At 44.3% G+C, this 22,252-nt stretch carries 19 protein-coding genes; 2 read left to right on the top strand and 17 right to left on the bottom strand.

The window, feature by feature from the left end:
* The first annotated feature begins 122 nt into the window (after window positions 1-122).
* Complete coding sequence (gene recR, locus H3U73_RS05415; RefSeq protein WP_084551641.1) at window positions 123-728, top strand: recombination mediator RecR; 606 nt, start codon at window positions 123-125, stop codon at window positions 726-728.
* Between the two features lie 161 nt (window positions 729-889).
* On the opposite strand, the gene ilvA is transcribed toward recR, so the two are convergent.
* A complete protein-coding gene (gene ilvA / locus H3U73_RS05410) occupies window positions 890-2,422 on the bottom strand; it encodes a threonine ammonia-lyase, biosynthetic (protein WP_084551640.1) in 1,533 nt (510 codons plus the stop codon).
* A 199-nt stretch (window positions 2,423-2,621) separates the two neighbouring features.
* Between ilvA and H3U73_RS05405 the strand changes: the two genes are divergently transcribed.
* Window positions 2,622-3,764, top strand: coding sequence for a D-alanyl-D-alanine carboxypeptidase family protein (locus H3U73_RS05405; protein ID WP_232336202.1), 1,143 nt, complete (start codon window positions 2,622-2,624; stop codon window positions 3,762-3,764).
* Between the two features lie 135 nt (window positions 3,765-3,899).
* On the opposite strand, the gene H3U73_RS05400 is transcribed toward H3U73_RS05405, so the two are convergent.
* From H3U73_RS05400 to purL, 16 genes are all read right to left on the bottom strand, one after another.
* The gene (locus tag H3U73_RS05400) at window positions 3,900-5,192 is read right to left on the bottom strand and encodes an adenylosuccinate synthase (RefSeq protein ID WP_198190154.1); all 1,293 of its coding nucleotides are present in this window, start codon (window positions 5,190-5,192) and stop codon (window positions 3,900-3,902) included.
* Window positions 5,193-5,228: 36 nt separating this feature from the next.
* Window positions 5,229-6,380, bottom strand: coding sequence for an ATP phosphoribosyltransferase regulatory subunit (locus H3U73_RS05395; RefSeq protein ID WP_174830001.1), 1,152 nt, complete (start codon window positions 6,378-6,380; stop codon window positions 5,229-5,231).
* A 151-nt stretch (window positions 6,381-6,531) separates the two neighbouring features.
* A complete protein-coding gene (locus H3U73_RS05390; RefSeq protein WP_198190153.1) occupies window positions 6,532-7,350 on the bottom strand; it encodes an undecaprenyl-diphosphate phosphatase in 819 nt (272 codons plus the stop codon).
* Between the two features lie 98 nt (window positions 7,351-7,448).
* On the bottom strand, window positions 7,449-8,144 hold the full coding sequence (locus tag H3U73_RS05385; RefSeq protein ID WP_025330427.1) for a thiol:disulfide interchange protein DsbA/DsbL: 696 nt from the start codon (window positions 8,142-8,144) through the stop codon (window positions 7,449-7,451).
* A gap of 29 nt (window positions 8,145-8,173) precedes the next feature.
* Window positions 8,174-8,884: an SPOR domain-containing protein gene (locus H3U73_RS05380; protein WP_198190152.1), complete on the bottom strand. Its 711-nt coding sequence runs from the start codon at window positions 8,882-8,884 to the stop codon at window positions 8,174-8,176.
* A 98-nt stretch (window positions 8,885-8,982) separates the two neighbouring features.
* Window positions 8,983-10,479, bottom strand: coding sequence for a YifB family Mg chelatase-like AAA ATPase (locus H3U73_RS05375; RefSeq protein WP_198190151.1), 1,497 nt, complete (start codon window positions 10,477-10,479; stop codon window positions 8,983-8,985).
* Between the two features lie 11 nt (window positions 10,480-10,490).
* Complete coding sequence (locus H3U73_RS05370; RefSeq protein ID WP_084551633.1) at window positions 10,491-10,796, bottom strand: accessory factor UbiK family protein; 306 nt, start codon at window positions 10,794-10,796, stop codon at window positions 10,491-10,493.
* A gap of 89 nt (window positions 10,797-10,885) precedes the next feature.
* Window positions 10,886-11,326, bottom strand: coding sequence for a hypothetical protein (locus H3U73_RS05365; protein ID WP_078475298.1), 441 nt, complete (start codon window positions 11,324-11,326; stop codon window positions 10,886-10,888).
* Between the two features lie 87 nt (window positions 11,327-11,413).
* Window positions 11,414-12,205 carry an NUDIX domain-containing protein gene (locus H3U73_RS05360; protein WP_084585823.1) on the bottom strand — a complete coding sequence of 264 codons (792 nt, stop codon included), beginning with the start codon at window positions 12,203-12,205 and terminating at the stop codon, window positions 11,414-11,416.
* Window positions 12,202-12,588: a holo-ACP synthase gene (gene acpS / locus H3U73_RS05355; RefSeq protein ID WP_025330433.1), complete on the bottom strand. Its 387-nt coding sequence runs from the start codon at window positions 12,586-12,588 to the stop codon at window positions 12,202-12,204. The genes H3U73_RS05360 and acpS overlap by 4 nt, the downstream gene beginning before the upstream one ends.
* A gap of 29 nt (window positions 12,589-12,617) precedes the next feature.
* Window positions 12,618-13,349 carry a pyridoxine 5'-phosphate synthase gene (gene pdxJ, locus H3U73_RS05350; protein ID WP_084551631.1) on the bottom strand — a complete coding sequence of 244 codons (732 nt, stop codon included), beginning with the start codon at window positions 13,347-13,349 and terminating at the stop codon, window positions 12,618-12,620.
* A 79-nt stretch (window positions 13,350-13,428) separates the two neighbouring features.
* Window positions 13,429-13,740: a class I ribonucleotide reductase maintenance protein YfaE gene (gene yfaE, locus H3U73_RS05345; RefSeq protein WP_025330435.1), complete on the bottom strand. Its 312-nt coding sequence runs from the start codon at window positions 13,738-13,740 to the stop codon at window positions 13,429-13,431.
* Between the two features lie 55 nt (window positions 13,741-13,795).
* Window positions 13,796-14,929 carry a class Ia ribonucleoside-diphosphate reductase subunit beta gene (gene nrdB, locus H3U73_RS05340; protein ID WP_025330436.1) on the bottom strand — a complete coding sequence of 378 codons (1,134 nt, stop codon included), beginning with the start codon at window positions 14,927-14,929 and terminating at the stop codon, window positions 13,796-13,798.
* A gap of 86 nt (window positions 14,930-15,015) precedes the next feature.
* Window positions 15,016-17,295: a class 1a ribonucleoside-diphosphate reductase subunit alpha gene (gene nrdA, locus H3U73_RS05335; protein WP_084551630.1), complete on the bottom strand. Its 2,280-nt coding sequence runs from the start codon at window positions 17,293-17,295 to the stop codon at window positions 15,016-15,018.
* A 386-nt stretch (window positions 17,296-17,681) separates the two neighbouring features.
* Window positions 17,682-18,188, bottom strand: coding sequence for an S-ribosylhomocysteine lyase (gene luxS / locus H3U73_RS05330; RefSeq protein WP_084547848.1), 507 nt, complete (start codon window positions 18,186-18,188; stop codon window positions 17,682-17,684).
* Between the two features lie 19 nt (window positions 18,189-18,207).
* Complete coding sequence (gene purL, locus H3U73_RS05325) at window positions 18,208-22,143, bottom strand: phosphoribosylformylglycinamidine synthase (RefSeq protein ID WP_084551629.1); 3,936 nt, start codon at window positions 22,141-22,143, stop codon at window positions 18,208-18,210.
* Between the last annotated feature and the right edge of the window lie 109 nt (window positions 22,144-22,252).

The following is a 22,252-nucleotide window of genomic DNA, read 5'->3' as shown; positions in this document are numbered from 1 at the left end:
GAGAGTTTAATTACATCAGAGCTATATATAAAATAATCTATAGTTTTTATGAAATAGATCCGGGCAGTCAGTGAAAACGGGCTGGTTTTATGTATGACTGAAGAGTTTGTTACAGGTAAAAAATGAGTACAAAACATGTGGACGCATTTAGCCGCTTAACCAATGCATTAAAAGTATTGCCTAATGTTGGCCCTAAAACAGCGCAGCGCATGGCATATGAATTATTACAGCACCAGCGTCAGGGCGCAGAAGAGCTGGTGGAAGCAATTCAAGCTGCTTTATTACAGGTACAGCATTGTCGTTTATGTAATACTTTCTGTGAAGGTGAATTGTGTGCAATTTGTTCTGATGAGCAGCGTGACACCAAACGATTAATGATAGTACAAATGCCGGTGGATGTAGCCAGTATGGAATCAGCACATTGCCATGATGGTTTGTATTTTGTATTGATGGGACAGGTTAGTCCGGCTCAGGGAGCAGATTTGCAGGCCATTGCTTTAGATAAACTGGTAACGCGATTACAGCATCATGAAGTAGATGAGATTATTATTGCTACCAATTTTACTGCTGAAGGAGATGCTACTGCGTACGTGCTGGCACAATTACTGGCTGAGTTTCCGGCAAAAGTTACGCGTCTGGCGCGAGGTATGCCACTCGGAGCAGAACTGGAATACATAGATGCGGGTACTCTGGCTCAGGCTGTTTATGAACGCCGTAATGTAAAGTAAACACTATAATTTACAGATAAAATCGGCTTAATGGCAGAATGGAGAATAAAAATATCACTAGGAAAGATTAAGCCAGTCACAGATTCATTTAAGAAATCAGACAGAGTAATTTTAGCAATTACTCTGTCTGTTGTTTTGTGGTTGTATTTCTGATTTAATTATCAGGAGGTAGCGGATTCGCTCAGAAATAGCTGATAAGCGGCATTGTGAGTTTGTTCCTGATAGATATAACCCACATTATCCAGAAATGCATAAAATTTTTCTGCATCAGCCGGGGGAATATTCAAACCAACCAGTACGCGGCCGAAATCGGCTCCGTGATTGCGATAATGAAACAAAGTAATGTTCCAGTCGGATTGCATATGTATCAGAAAACGTCTCAGAGCACCCGGTCGCTCAGGAAATTCAAAACTAATCAGACGCTCATTAGCAACTTTGCTGGTACGACCACCTACCATATATCGGATATGCAGTTTGGCCATTTCGTTATGAGTGAGATCCAGAGCTGGCAAACCATTGTTGTTCAGTTCCTGTACGATAGTCTGTAAATCAGCAGTATCATTGCTTTGAATACCAACAAATATATGGGCCTTCTGATCATCACCATAACGATAATTGAATTCGGTAATATTTCTGTTACCGATTAGATCAATGAAAAAACGAAAGCTACCGGGTTTTTCTGGGATGGTTACCGCAAAAATTCCTTCATGTCCCTCTGTCAGTTCACAGCGTTCAGAGACGTGGCGCAGTTGATGGAAATTCATATTTGCACCGCTGGTTACTGCGATTAGATTTTGATGCTGACATTGATTCCGGGCGATATAGGCTTTTAATCCGGCAAGAGCCAGTGCACCTGAGGTTTCCGTAATACTGCGGGTATCATCGAAAATGTCTTTAATTGCTGCACAAATACTATCGGTATCTACAATAATAATATCATCCAGTAAGTCTTTGCATAGTGTGAATGTTTCTTCACCTACCAGTTTAACTGCAGTACCATCCGCAAACAGACCTACTTCTTTAAGTTCTATGCGTTTGCCGGCAGCAATAGATTGCTTCATAGCACAGGCATCTTCAGTTTCTACGCCGATTACTTTGACCTCCGGACGTACATTTTTAATGTACGCTGCCACTCCTGCAGCCAGCCCGCCACCGCCAATAGCAACAAATACAGCATCGATAGGTTTCGGGTGCTGGCGTAATATTTCCATACCAATGGTACCCTGTCCGGCAATGACATCCGGATCATCAAAAGGTGGAATATATGTGAGGCCACTTTCGGCAACCAGCTGCATGGCATGGTTGTAGGCATCATTATAGGACTCACCGGCCAGTACTACTTTGCCACCGCGTTTTTTTACAGCATCGATTTTAATTTGTGGTGTGGTCTGTGGCATAACGATAGTTGCTTCACAACCCAGTTTTTGTGCTGAAAGTGCTACGCCCTGAGCATGATTGCCGGCCGAAGCCGTGATGACACCTTTTTCCAGGGCATTTTTATCCAGTTTGGCCATTTTGTTATAGGCACCGCGGATTTTAAAAGAGAATACTGGTTGTAAATCCTCCCGTTTCAGCCAGATGTGATTGTTCAGTCGATCTGACAGATTAGCAGCATAATCCAAGGGTGTTTCAATGGCCACATCATATACTGCGGCAGTAAGAATGCGGGTAAGGTAGTTTGTGTGATTGTTCATAATGTAGAATGAAAAAACTGATTTTATTTTGCAGATTATCTGCTTAACTGAATTAATCAAAAATTAACGATAACGCGGCTGTTTTTTTTATGCAAGTAAATTTGCCAATATTGCTTCTCTTGTGCAGACTACTGTTTATAATAAGCGGTTATGGAAGTGGTTAATCGCGGTTAATTCAGATTTAAATTTGATAATAGAAATGATGAGAAATTTTTTTCGCTGGCTCATTACAACTGTGCTGATGATTGTTTTGCTACCGGCACATGCTGTAACTATGCCTGAAATTAATGCTGCTGCATATGCAGTGGCAGATCAGCAAAGTGGTACAGTTCTGGCCAGCCGTGATAAAGATGCCCGGATTGAACCTGCTGCACTGACAAAGCTAATGACAGCTTATCTGGTATTAGATGCTTTGCATACGGGTAAACTGAAAGCGCAGCAACCGCTGAAAGTTTCCGCTACCGGCTGGCAGGCAGATGGCAGCCGGATGTTTTTACAGCAGGGTGTTCCGGTAAATGTGGAAACGGTTGTGCAGGGTATGCTGGTTATCTCAGCTAACGATGCAGCAATTACGCTGGCTGAAGCTGTGAGCGGAAACGAAAAAGCTTTTGTGCGCAAGATGAACGCTGAGGCGCAAAAAATGGGACTGACAAATACCAATTTTGTCAATTGCACCGGATTACCGGCAGAGGGACAATATAGCAGTGTGGGGGATCTGCTGCTGCTGGCTCAGGCTTTGGTGCGCGATTTTCCGCAATATCAGAGCTGGTTTGCTAAAAAATCTTTTGCTTATAATGGTGTTACTCAGTTAAACCGTAATTTGCTCCTATTCAGAGATGATCAGGTAGATGGTCTGGCAGTCGGCTATACTATACATGGTGGTTACAATCTGGTTGTAAGCAGTAAACGCAATGAACGCAAAATTGTAGCTGTACTGGTAGGAGCTGACAGTAGTGAGGCCAGAGCAGCAGAGGGAAGTAAATTATTAAGCTGGGCTCTGACTAATTTTAATACGGTCAGATTATATCCGGCCGGACATAAAGTAAGTGATATTACTGTTTATAAAGGTGCACACAGGAAAGTAGCAGCAGGTTTTTTAGGTGACGCTTATGTCACTTTGCCGTCTGGTAGTGCTAAACAATTGTCTGTAGAGCTGGAGGCTGTTCAACCAGTGGTAGCTCCGGTGTACAAAGGCCAGAATATCGGAACTTTAAAATTGCTGTCAGGTAAACAGGAAATTGCCCGACAGAATGTTGTGGCACTGGATAATGTGGGTGAAGCAAGCGGGTTCGGTCGCTGGCTGGATGGTATCGCCATGTGGTGGCATAACCTTTTTAATTGATAAAGCCGGCTGTTTTTTGAGTGATAAGCATTTATCTAAGCGGCTAATTAATCAGTTTAACGGTAATATGTGCTGAATTGATTGATTTGTTTTAAAAATAAACCCATCAGCTGATGGGTTTATTTTTAATTTCAGTTATTCATATGGATGACAGAGCAGAATAGTTTCTTCTCGATCAGGACCGGTAGAAATCATGGCAATCGGAGCACCGCAAATTTCTTCAATACGTTTCAGATAGGCTTTAGCATTGTCTGGTAGTGCGTCGTATGATTTTAGACCAAAAGTGCTTTCCTGCCAGCCCGGCATTGTTTCATAAATAGGCGTACAGGCAGAAACGGCGTCGGAACCACAAGGCAAAATATCTATTTTTTGCCCGTTATAATCATAACCGACACAAATATTAATGCTATCCATGCCATCCATAACGTCCAGTTTAGTTAAACATAAGCCGGAAATACCATTTACCTGGATAGACCGTTTCATCAGAGCAGCATCAAACCAGCCGCAGCGGCGCGGACGTCCGGTTACTGCACCAAATTCATTGCCGCGTTCTGCCAGACCTTCACCCACGCTATCGAAAAGTTCGGTCGGGAATGGTCCGGAACCAACTCGTGTTGTGTAAGCTTTGACAATACCCAGTACATAATCCAGTTTAGTCGGTCCTACACCAGAACCGACAGCTGCTGCTCCGGCAATGCAGTTAGAGGAGGTAACGAAAGGATAGGTACCGTAATCAATATCAAGGAAAGTACCCTGAGCACCTTCAAACAGCAAAGATTCACCACGGGCATTCATGTCGTTCAGCTCACGGGAAACATCTCCGACCATTGGTTTTATCTGATCGGCCAGTTCCAGAGTCTGCTGGTAAATTTTTTCAGCATCAAGTGCTTCCTGACCGTACAGGCCGGTAAGCTGGCAGTTATAAATGGCTACTGCATCTTTAATTTTCTGCTGTAAAACATCAGGCTGAAATAAATCCATAATACGAACTGCACGCCGGGCAATCTTGTCTTCATATGCAGGTCCGATACCACGACCGGTCGTGCCGATTTTCTTATCGCCTTTAGCTGCTTCACGAGCATGATCCAGAGCGATATGATAGGGAAGAATTAAGGGACAGGTCGGTGCAATAGTTAATTGTTTGATTACATCAATACCCGCCTGCTGTAATTCAGCCATTTCGCTAAGCAGGGCTTCTGGTGATACGACAACACCAGAACCGATAAAACAACGTTTACCTGTATGTAAAATACCACTGGGAATCAGACGCAAAACAGTTTTTTTGCCATTGACCACCAGAGTATGCCCTGCATTATGTCCGCCCTGATAACGTACCACGCCGGAGGCACGTTCAGTCAGCCAGTCTACAATTTTACCTTTGCCTTCATCACCCCATTGGGTGCCGACAACAACGACGTTTTTTGCCATATGGTTTTACCTGCTCATACTAAGGGTTAATTATTGCTACAAAGGAATCAGCTGCCATTGCTGGTTTTGCCATACCAGCTGGCGGTCGCATCCTCTGATATCGTTACATTCGGGAGTGTAATCAATAATGACACACTCACCGGCTGAACGCAGTTGCTCTATTTCGGTTTTTGCAGCAGAGGCATCTTGTACGCTGACTTTTATGCCGCGCAGTTTTTCTACCGGAGGCAGATGCCCGATTAAATCACGTAAATCAAAACTAAAGCCGGAAGCAGGGCGGTTACGGCCAAAATATTTACCCAGACCATTATAACGTCCGCCTCGTGCCAGTGCGTCCGGCCAGTCTTCGCTATAGGCGGCAAACAGCAATCCGGTATGGTAGTTGTCTACCCGCAATTCACTTAAATCAATAAATATATTATGGTTTGCAAATGCTGTGCAGATTTGCCGGAGCTGCTGTAATGCTTCACTTATTTCCGGCAGGTCTGGCAGACAGTCTGCGGCAGTCTGCAATACTGTCTGGGTTCCATATAATGCAGGTAAAGCGACGAAAGCTTTAATCCACTGCTCAGAAAGCTGCCATTGTTGTACACACTGCTGAACTGCGGCTGCATCTTTAGCCTGCATCAGCTGTAATAAAGTTGCCGCTTGTTGTGTAGTCAGGCTGGCAGCATTAGCCAGTGTATGAAAAATACCGATATGTCCAAGTGAAAGTGTTGGTTTGGGTACTTTGACAATGGCCAGGCTTTTGAGCATTAAATCAATAAGTTCGATATCGGCTTCGATACCCGCATATCCATATAATTCAGCGCCGATCTGTAAAGGCTCCCGGGTACTTAAAAAGCCGTCAGGTCGTGCATGTAAAACCGGACCGGCGTAACACAATCGGTTAATCCCGCTATTGGCTGACAGCAGATGAGCATCTATACGGGCAACCTGGGGTGTGATATCTGCGCGCAGACCAAGCTGCCGGCCACTAAGCTGATCGACAACACGGATGGTTTTTAGTGACAGCCCTTCATCAATACGGGTAAGTAAGGACTGGCTGTATTCAAGTAAAGGGGGGCTGACAAGTTCGTAGCCATGGACGCGATAAAGTGCTAACAGCTGTTCTTTGGCGCTTTCAAGCTGGCGCGCCGCTGAAGGTAGAATGTCGGCAATATATTCGGGCAATTGCCAAGACTGCATTGGGATTCCTCACAAAATACAAGCCACACTGACCCTGACGGAACAGTGTGACGTGGACGTGGAAAGGCAGCTGAATGTTGTGCCTGAGGTCTTTTAAAATATCACTTTATCACAATTTAACGTTTTTATACCAGAGACAATTAGATTCTGATTACCATTTTACCCAGCCTGTAGCCCAGGTAACTAAAATGATACCGCCAAATATAATTCGGTACCACGCAAAAGGGATATAATTTTTATGAGCAACAAAGCGCAGTAATGCTTTCACTGCTACCAGGGCAGAAAGAAATGCGGCAACAAAACCAATAGCAATCAGCAATAAATCATCCCGGGTAAACTCATGCAGATGCTTAAGCATGTCGTAACCGGTGGCAGCAATCATTACTGGTACGGCCAGAAAAAAAGAAAACTCTGTTGCTGCTTTGCGCTCAATCCCCCAAAGCATGCCGCCCATAATCGTACTTCCTGAACGAGATGTACCGGGAATTAATGCCAGAATTTGCGCCAGTCCGACGATAAGTGCATCGCGAGGCCGCATGTTCTCAACAGTTTTAACTTTCGGTTCGGTACGGCTCTGACGTTTTTCAATCCAGAGAATAAGTAAACCGCCTATTACAAGTGCTGTAGCAACAGTAATTGGATTAAACAGATAATGCTTGATTTGTTCACTGAACAGTAAGCCCATGATGGCTGCGGGAATAAAGGCTATAGCCAGATTAAGAACAAAGCGGTTGGTAGCCGGTTCTTTACCAATATGGGTAATGATATGAGCAAATCGGTGTTTATATTCAAAAACAATGGCAAGAATTGCACCAAGCTGTATCGTAATGTCGAATACTTCACCTGTAGTCTCAAATTTCAGCAGATTACCGACTACTATCAGATGTCCGGTACTGGAAACAGGCAGAAATTCGGTCAAACCTTCTACAATGCCCAGAATCAGGGCTTTTAAAAACAAGACAATATCCATTTTATTTACTGTATTTGTGTATTTAAGCCATGAAATTTATACAAAACAATAGTGTGTTTAAGGTTAAACACACTATTGTTTTGATCGAAGACCAGAGTCTATCGATTGGCAGAGGCTGCTAGTGAAGCACCTATGCTTTTAGGTAGTTTACGTGTGCTTGCAGCATGTGCGCTATTCTCATTGCGTACTTTTTCAATTAGTTCATTCATTGTTTTCATTCCTGCTGCAAATCCTTTCGGAAATTTAAGTACGTATTTGCCGCCTACAATAACAGTAGGTGTTGACGTAATGTTGTATTTTTCGCCCATTTTACGCATGCTGGTGGCCGTAGCTGAATTTTCCAGACTGTTATAGGCTTTTACCAGTTTTTGCCCGTCAAAAGCAGTTTGTTTTATAGCCCACTTGTTAAATACATCAGGTTGCCATAATTCGATGTGTTTATTAAAAATAGCATCAAAGATTAGCGGGTCTGCCTGTAATTTCATTCCGGTACTGTTTACTGCGGCAGCAACACGGGCAAGATTGAAATAAACGTCATCATCCCAGACAACATGAACGGGACGCAGATAGGTATCAGGCGCAAAAGATTTCATTTCTTTAAGCATAAAGGGCTCGAGATGTGAGCAGTGTATACAGCTGTAGGAGAAAAATTCCAGAACTTCTACTTTGTCTTTATGCAGTTGCGGAATGGGTTTATCCAGTACATCATAATCTATTTTTACTATTGCTGCCTGTGCTATGCCAGTGACAAAAGCCATTGCTGTCACCATGGTAGTAATGATTTTTTTTAGCATGTTAATTTCCTGTTATGAAACTGGCTGACTCAGGATGCTGTTCTGGTCAGGCTGTCGATATTATGCTGCTGTAAAGTTTGTTTAATCTGTTTTGCCTGATTCTGACTCAGATTATCAGTCTGAACACGATATTTGATTGTACCGTTCACTTTAGCACTATGTACGCTGCTGTTAATTCCCAGCATCACTAGTTTGGCACGCTGGGCATCAGCATCAGTACGGTTGTTATATGAACCGATTTGTAAAAAAACTTTGTCTTCAGTACGCTGCTTTGCTGCAGCACGCTGAGCTTTTTCAAGACTGCCGTTATTCAGAATTTGTTCCGGAGTTATATCTGTATGACTGACTGGGGGTGCTTTTCTGGGTGTTTTTTCTGGTGTTTTATGTGGTATAGATGGTTGTGTTGTCGGTGTGTGTTCAATAGTAATGTCATTTTCAATCCCTCCCATATTGACCGGTTGTGAAGCCGGTATAGTCTCCGGGGTTTCAACGGTGGTTCCTGAAGACGCAGGAGTATCAGGAGTAAAGATTTGAGAAGATGCTGTTGTACTATTGGCCGGAGTAAGTATTTCGGGTTGTGGCGGAACAGAAGCAGCGGGATTATCAGGATTTTTAAAATCTGATTTGCTTTTATTCAGGAAGAACAGGATACAGGCAATGATTAAGGTTGCAAGAAGCAAACCTATTATAAAGCTGACAAGCCCCTTACCTGCCTGACGAAGTGGTGTGTACATATGCATGTTAAAAGCCTTTATGTTTGGCATTATATACGGCAAATTCTGTTCAGAACCGGAAGCTATCTGTATAGATAACATTATCAATTTCAGTTCTGCTGATATTATAAAGCACGGCGGAAGCTTATGGCGCGTAAAATGTGACTGGTTTCAACATCATGTATATCATTCATATCTGCTAATGTACGTGCAATACGTAAAATACGATGAAAACTGCGTGCTGACAGCGACAATTTTTCCATTACACTGGCCAGGGTTTGTTTGGCTTCAGGGGTGATTCGGGCTATATCATCCAGCTCACGGTTGCTCAGTTGAGCATTGATTTTACCCTGACGTTGATACTGGCGCGAGCGTGCTGTTCTGACACGCTCACGAATACTGCTGCTGTTTTCACCGTTTGCCTGCTGTAACAGATCACTGGCAGGTAAACTGGGCACTTCAATGATCAGGTCTATACGGTCAAGCAGCGGACCGGAAATTTTATCACGGTAACGGGTTATGGCTTCGGGTGTACAGCGGCATGGTTTAACAGGATGTCCGAGATATCCACAAGGGCAGGGGTTCATTGCTGCTATCAGCTGGAATTCAGCCGGATAAGTAGCCTGACGTGCTGCGCGTGAGATATGAATTTCTCCGCTTTCCAGTGGTTCTCGCAGAACTTCAAGAACTTTCCGGTCGAATTCCGGCAGTTCGTCCAAAAATAAAATACCATGATGTGCCAGTGAAATTTCACCGGGTCGGGGATCGGAGCCACCACCTACCAGTGCAACAGCCGAAGTACTATGATGGGGTGAGCGAAATGGCCGGTTCAGGCGGTATTTTTGCTGTCCGTGAGGCAACAATGACTGTAATGACCAGACACTGACGAGTTCTTTGGCTGTAAGTGGCGGTAAGATACCGGGTAGACGCTGTGCCAGCATAGATTTACCGGTTCCAGGCGGTCCGGACATGAGGATACTGTGACCGCCGGCTGCGGCGATCTCCAGTGCCAGTCTGGCTGTTTGTTGCCCGCGTACATCAGCCATATCAGGATAGTTTGTTTCATCAGGCTGTTGTTGTATATGTTGTACATCAACAGGGGAAAGTGGTTGGTCCTGATTAAGATGAGCTGCTACAGCCAATAATGTATCGGCGCCATAAACATGCGCATTGGGTAACAGGGCAGTTTGAAAAGCATTATCTGAGGGCAGAATAAATGAACGCTGGTGCTGTCTGGCTGCTTCTGCCATGGCGATAGCTCCGCGGATAGGCCTGATCTGACCGGACAGGCCAAGTTCTCCGGCTAGTTCATACTGATGCAGATTGGTACCATCAATCTGACCGGATGCTGCCAGTATGCCGATAGCTATCGGTAAATCAAACCGGCCTGATTCTTTGGGTAAATCAGCAGGTGCCAGATTAACGGTAATTTTTTTAGCCGGAAAGTCAAAACCGGACTGAATAATAGCCGCTCTTACCCGATCTCTGCTTTCTTTAACTTCTGTATCCGGCAGACCAACAATGCTGAATGCAGGTAAGCCGTTGGCCAGATGAGCTTCTACCTCTACGAGTGGTGCTGCCATGCCAGCCAGAGCACGACTATAAACAACTGCCCATGACATGGCGTAATTCCTTAGTCAGACAAATCAGTATGATTATCTGTCGGAGCAGCCGGATCGGTGGTTTCATGGTTGTTATTATTTTGTGCTAACAACGCTTCCAGCGCGATCACTCTGCTTTCCAGCTCAGCCAGTTTTTCCCGGGTTTTTAGTAAGACCTGTTGCTGAATATCGAATTCTTCACGTGTAATCAAATCCATCCGGTTAAAAGCACTGCCAAGCATAGATTTAACATTTTTTTCCATATCTTTAATGGGACTGTTACTGATGGTATCGCCGAGTTTATCGCTGATGTCTTCAAAAAATTTTTTGCTGATCATGACCTGAATCCTTTTAATGGCAAGGTAATCAATGTCTGTGATTGTACGGGTGAAACCGTCTGAGATGCAATGCTTATATGCTGTGCTGTTTACGGTGCAGTGAACACAATATTGTAATGCTTGCCGTCAACAGTTAAATCACCAAGAAAGTCATTACGTTCGTCAACACATACGGGCAATACGGCACGGTAAGCTGTCCATACCCCCTGTCCCTGCGGTTTGAAGTCGGTACGATTAAAACCCAGACTCATATTACGCATGGTGAAATGTATGCTGATACGTTTTACAGATGCAGGTACTTTACGCATGCTGATATCAAAAGGTTTAGTGATATCTGCCGGAGGCGTAAATTGAATGACAGCTCCTCCGGGTAATATACAGCCGGTACGGACATTACAGTTACTGAGGGTGCTCAAAGCATCGGTACGGGTGTTATGCCAGAAAACTATGCCAATAATAAGCGGAACAGCTATGATAAAAATAAGTAGTCCGATGATAACAGCAGTTGATTTTTTTGCGGGCTGATTCATGAGATTGGCTGACCAATATAAATTAAGAAAAATTATCTGGTAATTGCAATACAGGTGGTCGTGAATACACAGAGGTTGTAATATTTATTATTGTTGTTCCATTATGATGCCATGAACACCCAGAGTCATCCAGTCTGGCTGTGCGATGAGCTGAGCGTTTGTTTGCTGTAAAACCATAACGGGTACAGAGGAAGGCTGATTATGCAGCAGATGAAGCAGCAGCTGAATATCTTCATACTGGCCAACCGGCCAGATTATCGCCGCAGCTGCTTGTGCCTGTAGCCACTCTTCACTGTTATGACATATAGCCCAGATGGCGCTGACAGGATGCAGATTCACCAGTTGCTGCAGCTGATCTGCTGGTGTATAAATAATTGATCCTGCTGCTATTCCTGAGTGATAAGGGTATATGTTTAAGGCAGGTTCCTGCTTTGCCGCGGTATGAAAACCTCTATTTAAATTTCCGCTCATATGAGCAGGAATCGCTAATGCGGCCAGAATAGGTGCATTAGCAGGTAATATGGGGGTAACAGCAAGACAACCTGGCTGCTGCCAGCTCCAGCTTTGCTGTTCTCGTGCAGTTAGTTGTCCCTGCCACTGATCGGCTGCAATGCGATAAAATTGCAAATGTACGTGGGCATGTTCGTAACGATGAGTTTTGCTTATCCATGGTGTAGCTGAATTAACGGTTATGCCTAGTTCTTCGGCAAATTCCCGCTGCAATGCCGCCAGCGGACTTTCCCCTGATTCTACTTTACCGCCTGCAAATTCCCAGTACCCCGCATATGCTTTACCTGCCGGACGTGAACTAAGCAGAAATTCACCGCGCTGGTTATAAAGGACACCGGCAACTACTTCGATGAGATTATCCTGCGTCATTTAGCATACTCTGCTACAGCAAAAGCCACTATGTAGTCGTCTTCATCTGTGAGACTCAGATGGATACGGCCAATGTTTTTTTGTTTGAGCCATTGTGCTAATGGCTTTTCAACAATAAATTCAGGCCGGCCGAGTTCATTATGACCAATTCCGATATTGCGTAAGGTCACTGGACTGCGCAGACCGGTATGGACGGCTTTGGCAAAAGCTTCTTTAGCGGCAAAGCGTTTGGCCAGAAACTGTACAGGATGATTGGCTGAAGGCCACTCTAGTGCTTCAATCCGTGACAGCATTTTTGCTGCTACGGCATTGGCACCATAGGTTTTACACATTTTGGCAATACGTTCAATTTTAACTAAATCTGTACCTATGCCGTAAATCATGTTGTTCCTTTTGCTGGTAAAAGGTTAGGTTAATAAGGAAGGCTGCGTGCACGGAAAATAGTGGTCTTCATTTGTTCAATGGCTTGTGGTAAGCCGATGAAAATAGCCTGAGCAATCAGGGCATGACCAATATTCAGTTCGTTTATAGCTAGAATTTTAGCAATAGGGGTGACATTGTGAATATTCAGACCATGGCCGGCATTAACAATTATGCCCATTTCACTGGCCTGATGAGCTGCTTCTTCGATTCGTGTCAGCTGCTGCCGGCGCTGATGCATTTCAGGTGCATCAGCATAAGCACCGGTATGCAGCTCAATAACTGGTGCACCGACTTCCTGACAGGCCTGTATCTGCCGGCTATCAGCATCAATAAACAGTGATACGCGTATCCCCGCAGCTGTCAGTTTCTGGACATATTCTGCTACTTTATCCTGTTGTGACAGAACATCCAGTCCGCCTTCTGTGGTAATTTCCTGTCTTTTTTCCGGTACGATACATACGTCGGCAGGCTGAACAGCCAGAGCGTTGTCAAGCATTTCCGGGGTAAGTGCCATTTCCAGATTAAGACGGGTGCTGATGGCATTTTTTACGGCAAATACATCAGCATCATGAATATGGCGGCGATCTTCACGTAAATGCATGGTAATCAGATCGGCACCATGTGTTTCGGCAAGCAGTGCTGCTTCCAGCGGGCTGGGATAGATACTGCCGCGAGCGTTACGTACTGTTGCCACATGATCTATGTTTACGCCAAGTAACATAAGTTTTTACCTAGTGCTGAGTTAAATGGATGTCACGATACTTTACCTTTTTCCGGCGGTAAAGATAACCGGTTTAACTTTATTTATCTGCAAATAAATCGTTGTCAAAAAGGTCTGGATTGTGTTCCGGTGTATCGGTTCGAAGATGGCAGACCAGATGCAAATCGGTTTTTACCTGACAGCAGCAGGGAAGTATCTCTCCCGGGGCGATAAAGGCCAGCGGCTGTTCTGCATAACTGACCTGCCCGGATAGCAGTTTGAGCCGGCATGAACCACAATAACCGCTGCGACACTGATATTCAACTTCATGTCCGGTACGTTCCAGACCTTCCAGCAGGGTTTCATCCTGCTGAAGAGTGAATGTTTTGTCGCAGGTGGTGATTAAGCTCATTTTAGCTGAAGCTGCTCCGGTAGGTTTTGTTGAAAACTGGATTCAGACAGAAATTTTAAAGTTCAAAATCGCTTAAGTCGTCTTCATTAAGTTCGGCATCAATCTGACCAACCAGATATGAGCTGACTTCTACTTCTTGTGGTGCTACCTGAACATTGTCGGAAGACAACCATGCATTAATCCACGGAATGGGATTTTGTTTGGCGTGTTCAAAAGCCGGCGGTAAACCTACAGCCTGCATACGCAGGTTGGTGATATATTCGACATACTGACCAAGAATATCTTTGTTCAGACCAATCATAGATCCGTCTTTAAATAAATATTCTGCCCAGTCTTTTTCCTGTATGGCAGCACGACGGAAAAGCCGGAAACATTCTTCTTCCGTTTCAGCCGCTATCACCGCCATTTCCGGATCATCTGCGCCGGTACGCATCAGGTTAAGCATTTGCTGGGTGCCAGTGAGGTGTAAAGCTTCATCACGGGCAATCAGTTTGATGATTTTGGCATTGCCTTCCATCAGTTCGCGCTCAGCAAAAGCAAAGGAGCATGCAAATGAAACATAAAAGCGGATTGCTTCCAGTACATTGACACACATCAGGCATAAATACAGCTTTTTCTTGAGTTCATGTAAATTGATTACAATGGTTTTACCGTTAATCTCATGTTCACCTACGCCCAGTAAGTTGTAGTACTGGGTATATTCGATTAAATCATCGTAGTAACAGGCAATTTCTTCAGCACGGGCAATAATGTGTTTGTTTTGTACAATATCATCAAACACAACCGAAGGATCATTCACGATATTGCGGATAATGTGAGTGTAACTGCGTGAATGAATGGTTTCAGAAAAAGACCATGTTTCAATCCATGTTTCCAGCTCAGGAATAGATACTAGAGGCAGTAAGGCAACATTAGGACTGCGCCCCTGAATGGAATCAAGCAGGGTCTGATATTTCAGATTACTGATAAAAATATGCTTTTCGTGCTCTGGTAAATTGGCATAATCGATGCGATCACGCGATACATCTACTTCTTCAGGACGCCAGAAGAATGAAAGCTGTTTTTCAATCAGTTTTTCGAATATATCAAATTTCTGCTGGTCATAACGGGCTACATTAACCGGCTGTCCGAAGAACATCGGTTCTGTCAGGGCATTATTCGGTTTTTGACAGAATGTACTGTAATTCATAGACAGATGTTCACAGGCCATGGCGATACTCTTTATTTAATTAATGTAGAAAAAGGAGATAAGGGTGCTGATGCACCCTTGTTTAATCAGATTTTGCAAGCACCGCTGGCGCAACCGTCATCCTGAATACTGGTTTGCATATCATCGGCACCATCACGGGTATTCTGGTAATACAAAGTTTTCAGACCAAATTTATAGGCTGTCAGCAAATCTTTGATTAATTGCTTCATCGGGACTTTTTGTCCTTCAAAACGCTGCGGATCGTAATTGGTATTGGCAGATATCGACTGGTCGATAAATTTCTGCATAATACCGACTAAATGCAGATAACCTTCATTATTCGGCATATCCCAGAGCAATTCATACTGGTTGTGCAGACGTTCGAATTCCGGTACTACCTGTTTAAGAATACCATCTTTGGACGCCTTGACAGATACCAGCCCGCGCGGTGGTTCGATACCGTTTGTAGCATTGGCAATCTGGCTGGATGTTTCTGATGGCATAAGTGCCGTCAGAGTGGAATTGCGCAGGCCGTGTTTAACTATATCGGCACGCAATGATTCCCAGTCCAGATGCAAAGGTTCCTGACAGATTTTATCCAGATCTTTTTTGTAAGTATCAATCGGTAATAAACCCTGAGCATAAGTAGTATCGCTGAATTTAGGGCATGCTCCCAGTTCCTGTGCCAGTTTGACAGAAGCTTTCAGCAGATAATATTGAATGGCTTCAAAAGTCCGGTGGGTAAGGTTTATAGCAGAACCATCACTGTATTTAACGCCATTTTTAGCCAGATAGTATGCAAAGTTAATGACACCGATACCTAATGTCCGCCGGTTCATGGTAGCCAGTTCAGCTGCTTTGATAGGGTAGTTCTGATAATCCAGCAAAGCGTCCAGAGCACGGGTAGCCAGCTCGGCCAGTTCTTCGAGTTCTTCCAGACTTTCCAGTGCACCCAGATTAAATGCTGAAAGGGTACAGAGAGCTATTTCTCCCTCAGGGTCTTTAATGTCATTTAACGGACGGGTAGGTAAAGCAATTTCCAGACACAGATTTGACTGACGAACCGGAGCCAGCTTCGGGTCAAACGGGCTATGGGTATTACAATGGTCGACATTCTGAATGTAAATGCGTCCGGTACCGGCACGTTCCTGCATTAATAATGAAAATAAATCCACTGCTGGAATACTGCGGCGGTTGATGCTGTTGTCTTTTTCGTATAAAACATAAAGACGTTCGAATTCGTCCTGATCTGCAAAAAATGCATCATATAACCCCGGGACATCTGAAGGCGAAAACAGACTGATATTTTCACCCTTAATCAGGCGGGTATACAGCAGGCGATTAATTTGTACACCGTAGTCAAGATGCCGTACGCGGTTTTCTTCAACTCCGCGGTTGTTTTTCAGTACCAGCAGATTTTCTACTTCCAGATGCCACAATGGATAGAACAGGGTAGCAGCACCACCGCGGACACCGCCTTGTGAGCATGATTTCACAGCTGCCTGAAACATCTTATAAAATGGAATACAGCCTGTATGCTGTGCCTCTCCGCCACGGATTTCGCTGCCCAGTGCACGGATCCGGCCGGCATTAATGCCAATGCCTGCGCGCTGAGATACATACTTCACAATTGCACTGGTAGTAGCATTGATGCTATCAAGACTATCATCACATTCAATCAGCACGCAGGAAGAAAACTGACGGGTCGGGGTGCGGACACCTGACATAATTGGTGTTGGCAGGGAAATTTTAAAAGTACTGATAGCATGATAGAATTTTTTTACATAAGTCAGTCTTGTAGCCTGAGGGTAACGGGCGAACAGGCACATTGCTACCAGCATGTATAAAAACTGCGGACTTTCAAAAATTTGTTTGGTAACACGGTTCTGAACCAGATATTTGCCTTCCAGCTGTTTAACTGCAGCATATGAGAAAGTTAAATCACGGTTATGTTCAATGCAGTCATTCAGTTCATCAAATTCTGCACGAGAATAATCTTCTAAAATATGTTTATCGTACTTACCTGATTCTGTCAGCTTACTCACATGATCATACAAGTGAGGCGGCTCAAACTGGCCAAAAGCAATTTTACGCAGATGAAAGATAGCTAAGCGGGCTGCCAGATACTGATAATCCGGTGTTTCTGTGGAAATCAGGTCGGCTGCTGCTTTAATAATGGTTTCGTGAATATCGTCAGTACGAATACCATTATAAAATTGAATGTGTGAGCGCATTTCGACCTGAGATACGGATACATTATCCAGGCCTTCTGCAGCCCAGGTAACGACCTGATGAATTTTATCCAGATTGATGTCTTCCAAACTACCATTACGTTTGGTTACTTTAAGGTTGGCAACCGCATTCATGAGTTATTCTTTCTAGCATAATTAACGCAGAAAAAAACAGTGCCAACACAAAATGTAGTGGTCAACTGTTATTCCAGACACAATATACTGGTTTTTTGCTTTAAAAAAAAGACTTGTCAAAACTGACTATATCCGCTTCTTGATAATGGTTGGGTTAAGTGAAGTAATGATTTTTGTTGATTGACAAGCAGTTTGCTTTGATTTGTCTCAATTTGAATAAAATTGTAAAAAAAATTATTAATTTTTTTGTTTTATTAGTTTTTTTATATCAGGGGATAAGTTTATGCTGTATATATCTACATTTACAGGAAAAAAGAAAAACTGCCTAAAATATAAGCTCAGCACAGCTTCGTTTAATTTCAGGCAGCAATGACAACGATTAGCATCTAGTGTTGCAATAGTGACTCATCTAGTTTTAAATCATTGTTATAATTGATACTAATCTTACTTTCAAGAACTGTTCGGGCAATGGACTTGGCTTCTTCAAGTGAATGCATGGCATAGCTGCCACACTGATAGCGGTTAAGTTCAGGTATGCTGCTCTGATCAGTTACCGCAAGCACATCCTGCATAGATTCCGCCCAGGCTTTGGCCACAGTTGCTTCATCAGGTGTTCCGATCAAACTCATATAAAAACCGGTGCGGCAGCCCATTGGTGAGATATCAATAATTTCCACTTGATCACTGTTAAGATGATCGCGCATGAATCCGGCAAACAAATGCTCAAGAGTATGCATACCTTTTTCAGGCAGTATAGTCTGATTCGGTTTGCAGAAGCGTAAATCAAATACAGTAATGTCATCTCCTTTGGGTGTGGTCATATTCTTAGCCACACGTACTGCCGGAGCATGCATACGGGTATGGTCTACAGTAAAACTGTCGAGTAATGGCATGATGATTCCCTCGCAATTATCAGTTTAAAATTTTTCGTGCATTGGCAAACAGCCGGTACCAGCCGGACATTTCCGGCCAGTCGCGCGGAGCCCAGCTCATTTGCGCTTTCTGGAATACCCGTTCAGGATGCGGCATCATAATGGTGACGCGGCCGTCCGTACTGCTGACACCGGCAATACCGGCCGGAGAGCCATTCGGATTGAGCGGATATATATCCGTTACCTGATTCTGACCATCAATATACTGGAGTGCAACAGAAAGATCTGCCGGTATGGTTTCATTGGTCAGGTGAGCAAAATCTGCACGTCCTTCTCCATGACTCACCACTACCGGTAAACTACTGCCGACCATATCAGCCAGAATTAATGATGAGGAAGCCGGAATAGTGACCATGCTCAGGCGAGCTTCAAACTGTTCGGAAATATTGCGCCGAAAGCGTGGCCAGTTATCTGTACCCGGGATGATTTCAGCCAGATTACTGAGCATCTGACAGCCGTTACACACGCCTAGTGTCAGTGTATCCTGTCTGTCAAAGAAATCTGCAAACTGTTGTCGCAGCTGTTCATTAAACAGAATACTTTTTGCCCATCCTTCTCCGGCGCCTAGTACATCACCATAGCTGAATCCGCCACAGGCAGCCAGCAGTTGAAAATCACTTAATTTAACCCGTCCGCTTAGTAAATCACTCATGTGAACATCGTAAGTTTCGAAATTAGCGCGGGTAAATGCAGCTGCCATTTCTAATTGTCCGTTGACGCCCTGTTCACGAAGAATGGCAACTTTAGGCTGCTGATGTCGATGAATATAAGGTAAAGCAATATCTTCTTCCGGATTAAAGCTCAGGCTGGCAAATAATTCTGACAGCTGTTCCTGCTCCAGTAAGGCAAATTCACTGTCTGCACAGCAAGGATTATCGCGTAAGCGTTGCATTTGATAACTGGTTTCACTCCACCTCTTTTGCAATTCAACCCGGTTTTCATTGAGTAAAACAGTATTACCATGCTGAACCATTAACCGGTCAGTTGTATTGATGTGACCAAGCACATGTAAAGTTTCAGCCATGCCGGCAGAGGCAAAAGCATTCTGAATGCTGGCAAGGTCATCATTGTGTATCTGAATAACCGCACCAAGCTCTTCTGTAAACAGACTGCGTACAGCGGCATCTTGCAGCTTCTGATTCTGGCTGTGCTTATTGGTTTGCCGGATGAGAGATGCAATATCAATAGTCACCCCGATATGGGCAGCAAACATCATTTCAGCCAGTGTTACTACCAATCCGCCATCACTGCGGTCATGATAGGCCAGAATTTTATGTTCCTGAATCAATGACTGAATAAGTGTGAAAAATTTAGAAATGATTTCGGGATTGCTGATATCCGGAGCTAAACCGCAGAGATTTTTCCATACCTGCTGCAAAGCACTTCCACCCATTCGGCTGTATCCCTGACCGAGGTCAATGGCCAGCAGGGTAGTATCTGCAATATTCTGTAACTCTGGTGTCACTGTGTTGAGCACATTCTGAACCGGTGCAAAGGCTGTGATGACAGCAGATAAGGGTGAAACTACCCTTTTTTCTTCACCGGCATCATGCCAGCGTGTTTGCATTGATAATGAATCTTTGCCTACAGGTATACTGATTTGCAGTTTCTGACACAGTTCGGATACGGCTTTGACAGTCTCATACAGACGGGCATCTTCTCCGGTAAAACCACAGGCAGCCATCCAGTTGGCAGAAAGTTTAATTTTGCCCATTTCTCCGATGTCTGTGGCAGCAATATTGGTTAATGCTTCACCAACTGCCATACGCCCTGAGGCTGCACCGGAAAATAAGGCTACAGGTGATTTTTCACCCATACTCATGGCTTCGCCACGTAAGGTATTAAAGCCCATTTTGGTTACGGCAACGTCTGCAACCGGTGTCTGATATCTTCCAATCATCTGATCGCGATGCGTGAGGCCGCCAACACTGCGGTCGCCAATAGTAATCAGAAATTGTTTGCTGGCTACAGCAGGCAGACCTAATACTCTGTACAGACTTTCACGAATATCCAGTTTACTTCCGTCAAAAGGAGGAATCTCTTCAATAACGGCAGAATCTGTACGGGTCACTTTAGGTGGTTTGCCCAGTAACACGTCCAGAGGAATATCTACCGGGTTGTTATTGAATAATTCATCACGTAATTGTAGCTGGCCATCATCAGTAGCTGTGCCGACAACAGCAAACGGACAACGTTCACGCTGGCATATGGACTGAAATATTTCCAGATTTTCAGGCTGTACTGCCAAAACATAGCGTTCCTGAGCTTCATTACACCAAATCTGCAACGGATTAAGGCCGTGCTCTTCAAGTGGTATGCGGCGTAACTGAAAGATTGCCCCGCGGCCGGCATCGTTGACCAGCTCCGGAAAAGCGTTAGATAAACCACCTGCACCAACATCATGGATGGATATAATCGGATTTTCTGAGCCAAGTTGCCAGCAGCGGTCAATAACTTCCTGTGCGCGCCGCTCAATTTCAGGATTACCACGCTGTACTGAGTCGAAATCCAGATCAGCATGATTTGCTCCGGTACTCATGCTGGAGGCTGCTCCGCCACCCAAACCGATCAATAAGCCCGGTCCGCCCAGCTGAATAAGTAATGCACCTGCGGGAATATTGTCTTTGAAAACCTGTTGTGCCTGTATATTACCCAGCCCGCCTGCAATCATAATAGGTTTATGAAAGCCGCGCATAGTACCGCTGAATAATTCTTCAAAGGTACGGAAATAGCCGAGCAAATTAGGACGACCAAATTCATTATTAAAGGCCGCGCTACCGATCGGGCCATCCAGCATGATATCCAGCGCACTGCTGATATGTGCTGGCTTACCGTACTGATTACGTGTAGTTGTATATTGTTCCCATGGCTGAGTAAATTCGGGAATACAAAGATTAGAAACACTGAAACCACTTAAACCCGCTTTAGGACGTGCGCCTTTTCCTGTAGCGCCTTCATCACGGATTTCCCCACCAGAGCCGGTTGCAGCGCCGGCAAAAGGTGCGATAGCGGTAGGGTGGTTATGGGTTTCCACCTTCATCAGAATATGTGTTTCTTCAGTGCTGAATTGATATTTCTGCTGTTGATTTGCCTGTGGGTAAAAGCGTTCTATACTGGCACCGGCAATGATTGATGAATTGTCTTTGTAAGCGACCAGTGTACCTTCAGGATACGCCTGATGCGTAGCCCGAATCATGCCAAACAGGGATTCAGGTTTGGCTTCATCATCAACAATAAATTTGGCATTAAATATTTTGTGTCGACAATGTTCTGAGTTTGCCTGAGCAAACATCATCAGTTCTACATCGGTAGGATTACGTTGCAGTTGCTGATAATTTTCAACCAGATAATCTATTTCATCTGCGGATAATGCCAGCCCCATTTGCTGGTTAGCTGCTTGTAGAGCTGTTTTGCCATTTGCCAGTATGTCAATACTGGTAAAACTTTTTGCCGCAGTTGTGTGAAACAGTTGTGCAGCGTCCGCTACAGCAGTTAATACACTTTCTGTCATGCGGTCGTGTAGTATGGTTTGCCAGCTATCTTGTTCCTGCTGACTAAGCTCGCGCGAAAATGAATACAGGATGCCGCGCTCAATGCGCTCAATTACGTTTAGTCCGCAATTGTGTGCAATATCGGTTGCTTTGGATGCCCACGGTGAAATAGTGCCCAGACGGGGTGTAACCAATAATTGCGTGCCTGTCAGAGTATTGCTGTTCTGATGGGTAGCACGTAAAAGTTGAAGCAGTTTTTGCTGTTGACCAGAATCAAGTTCGGTGGCTGAAGCCACAAAATAGCGATATTCGCTGTTTATCTGAATATTACAATCCAGTTGTAATCTGGCTGCCTGCTGTAACAATTTTTCGATACGAAACGGGGATAGTGCGGCCTCGCCGCACAGTGACAGAACAACTGACATGATGAGAGTAGCTCACTTTAGTAGTGGGTTTTGGCTGAAACGCAATTTTACGCGAAAAATAAGTGCTTTGCTTAAATTTATGTTATTAAATCATGGTAGTTTGAGTTTC

It is taken from the genome of Snodgrassella sp. W8124, from assembly GCF_016100875.1.
Lineage (GTDB): Bacteria > Pseudomonadota > Gammaproteobacteria > Burkholderiales > Neisseriaceae > Snodgrassella > Snodgrassella alvi.
This window is presented reverse-complemented; position numbering and strand designations above follow the sequence as displayed.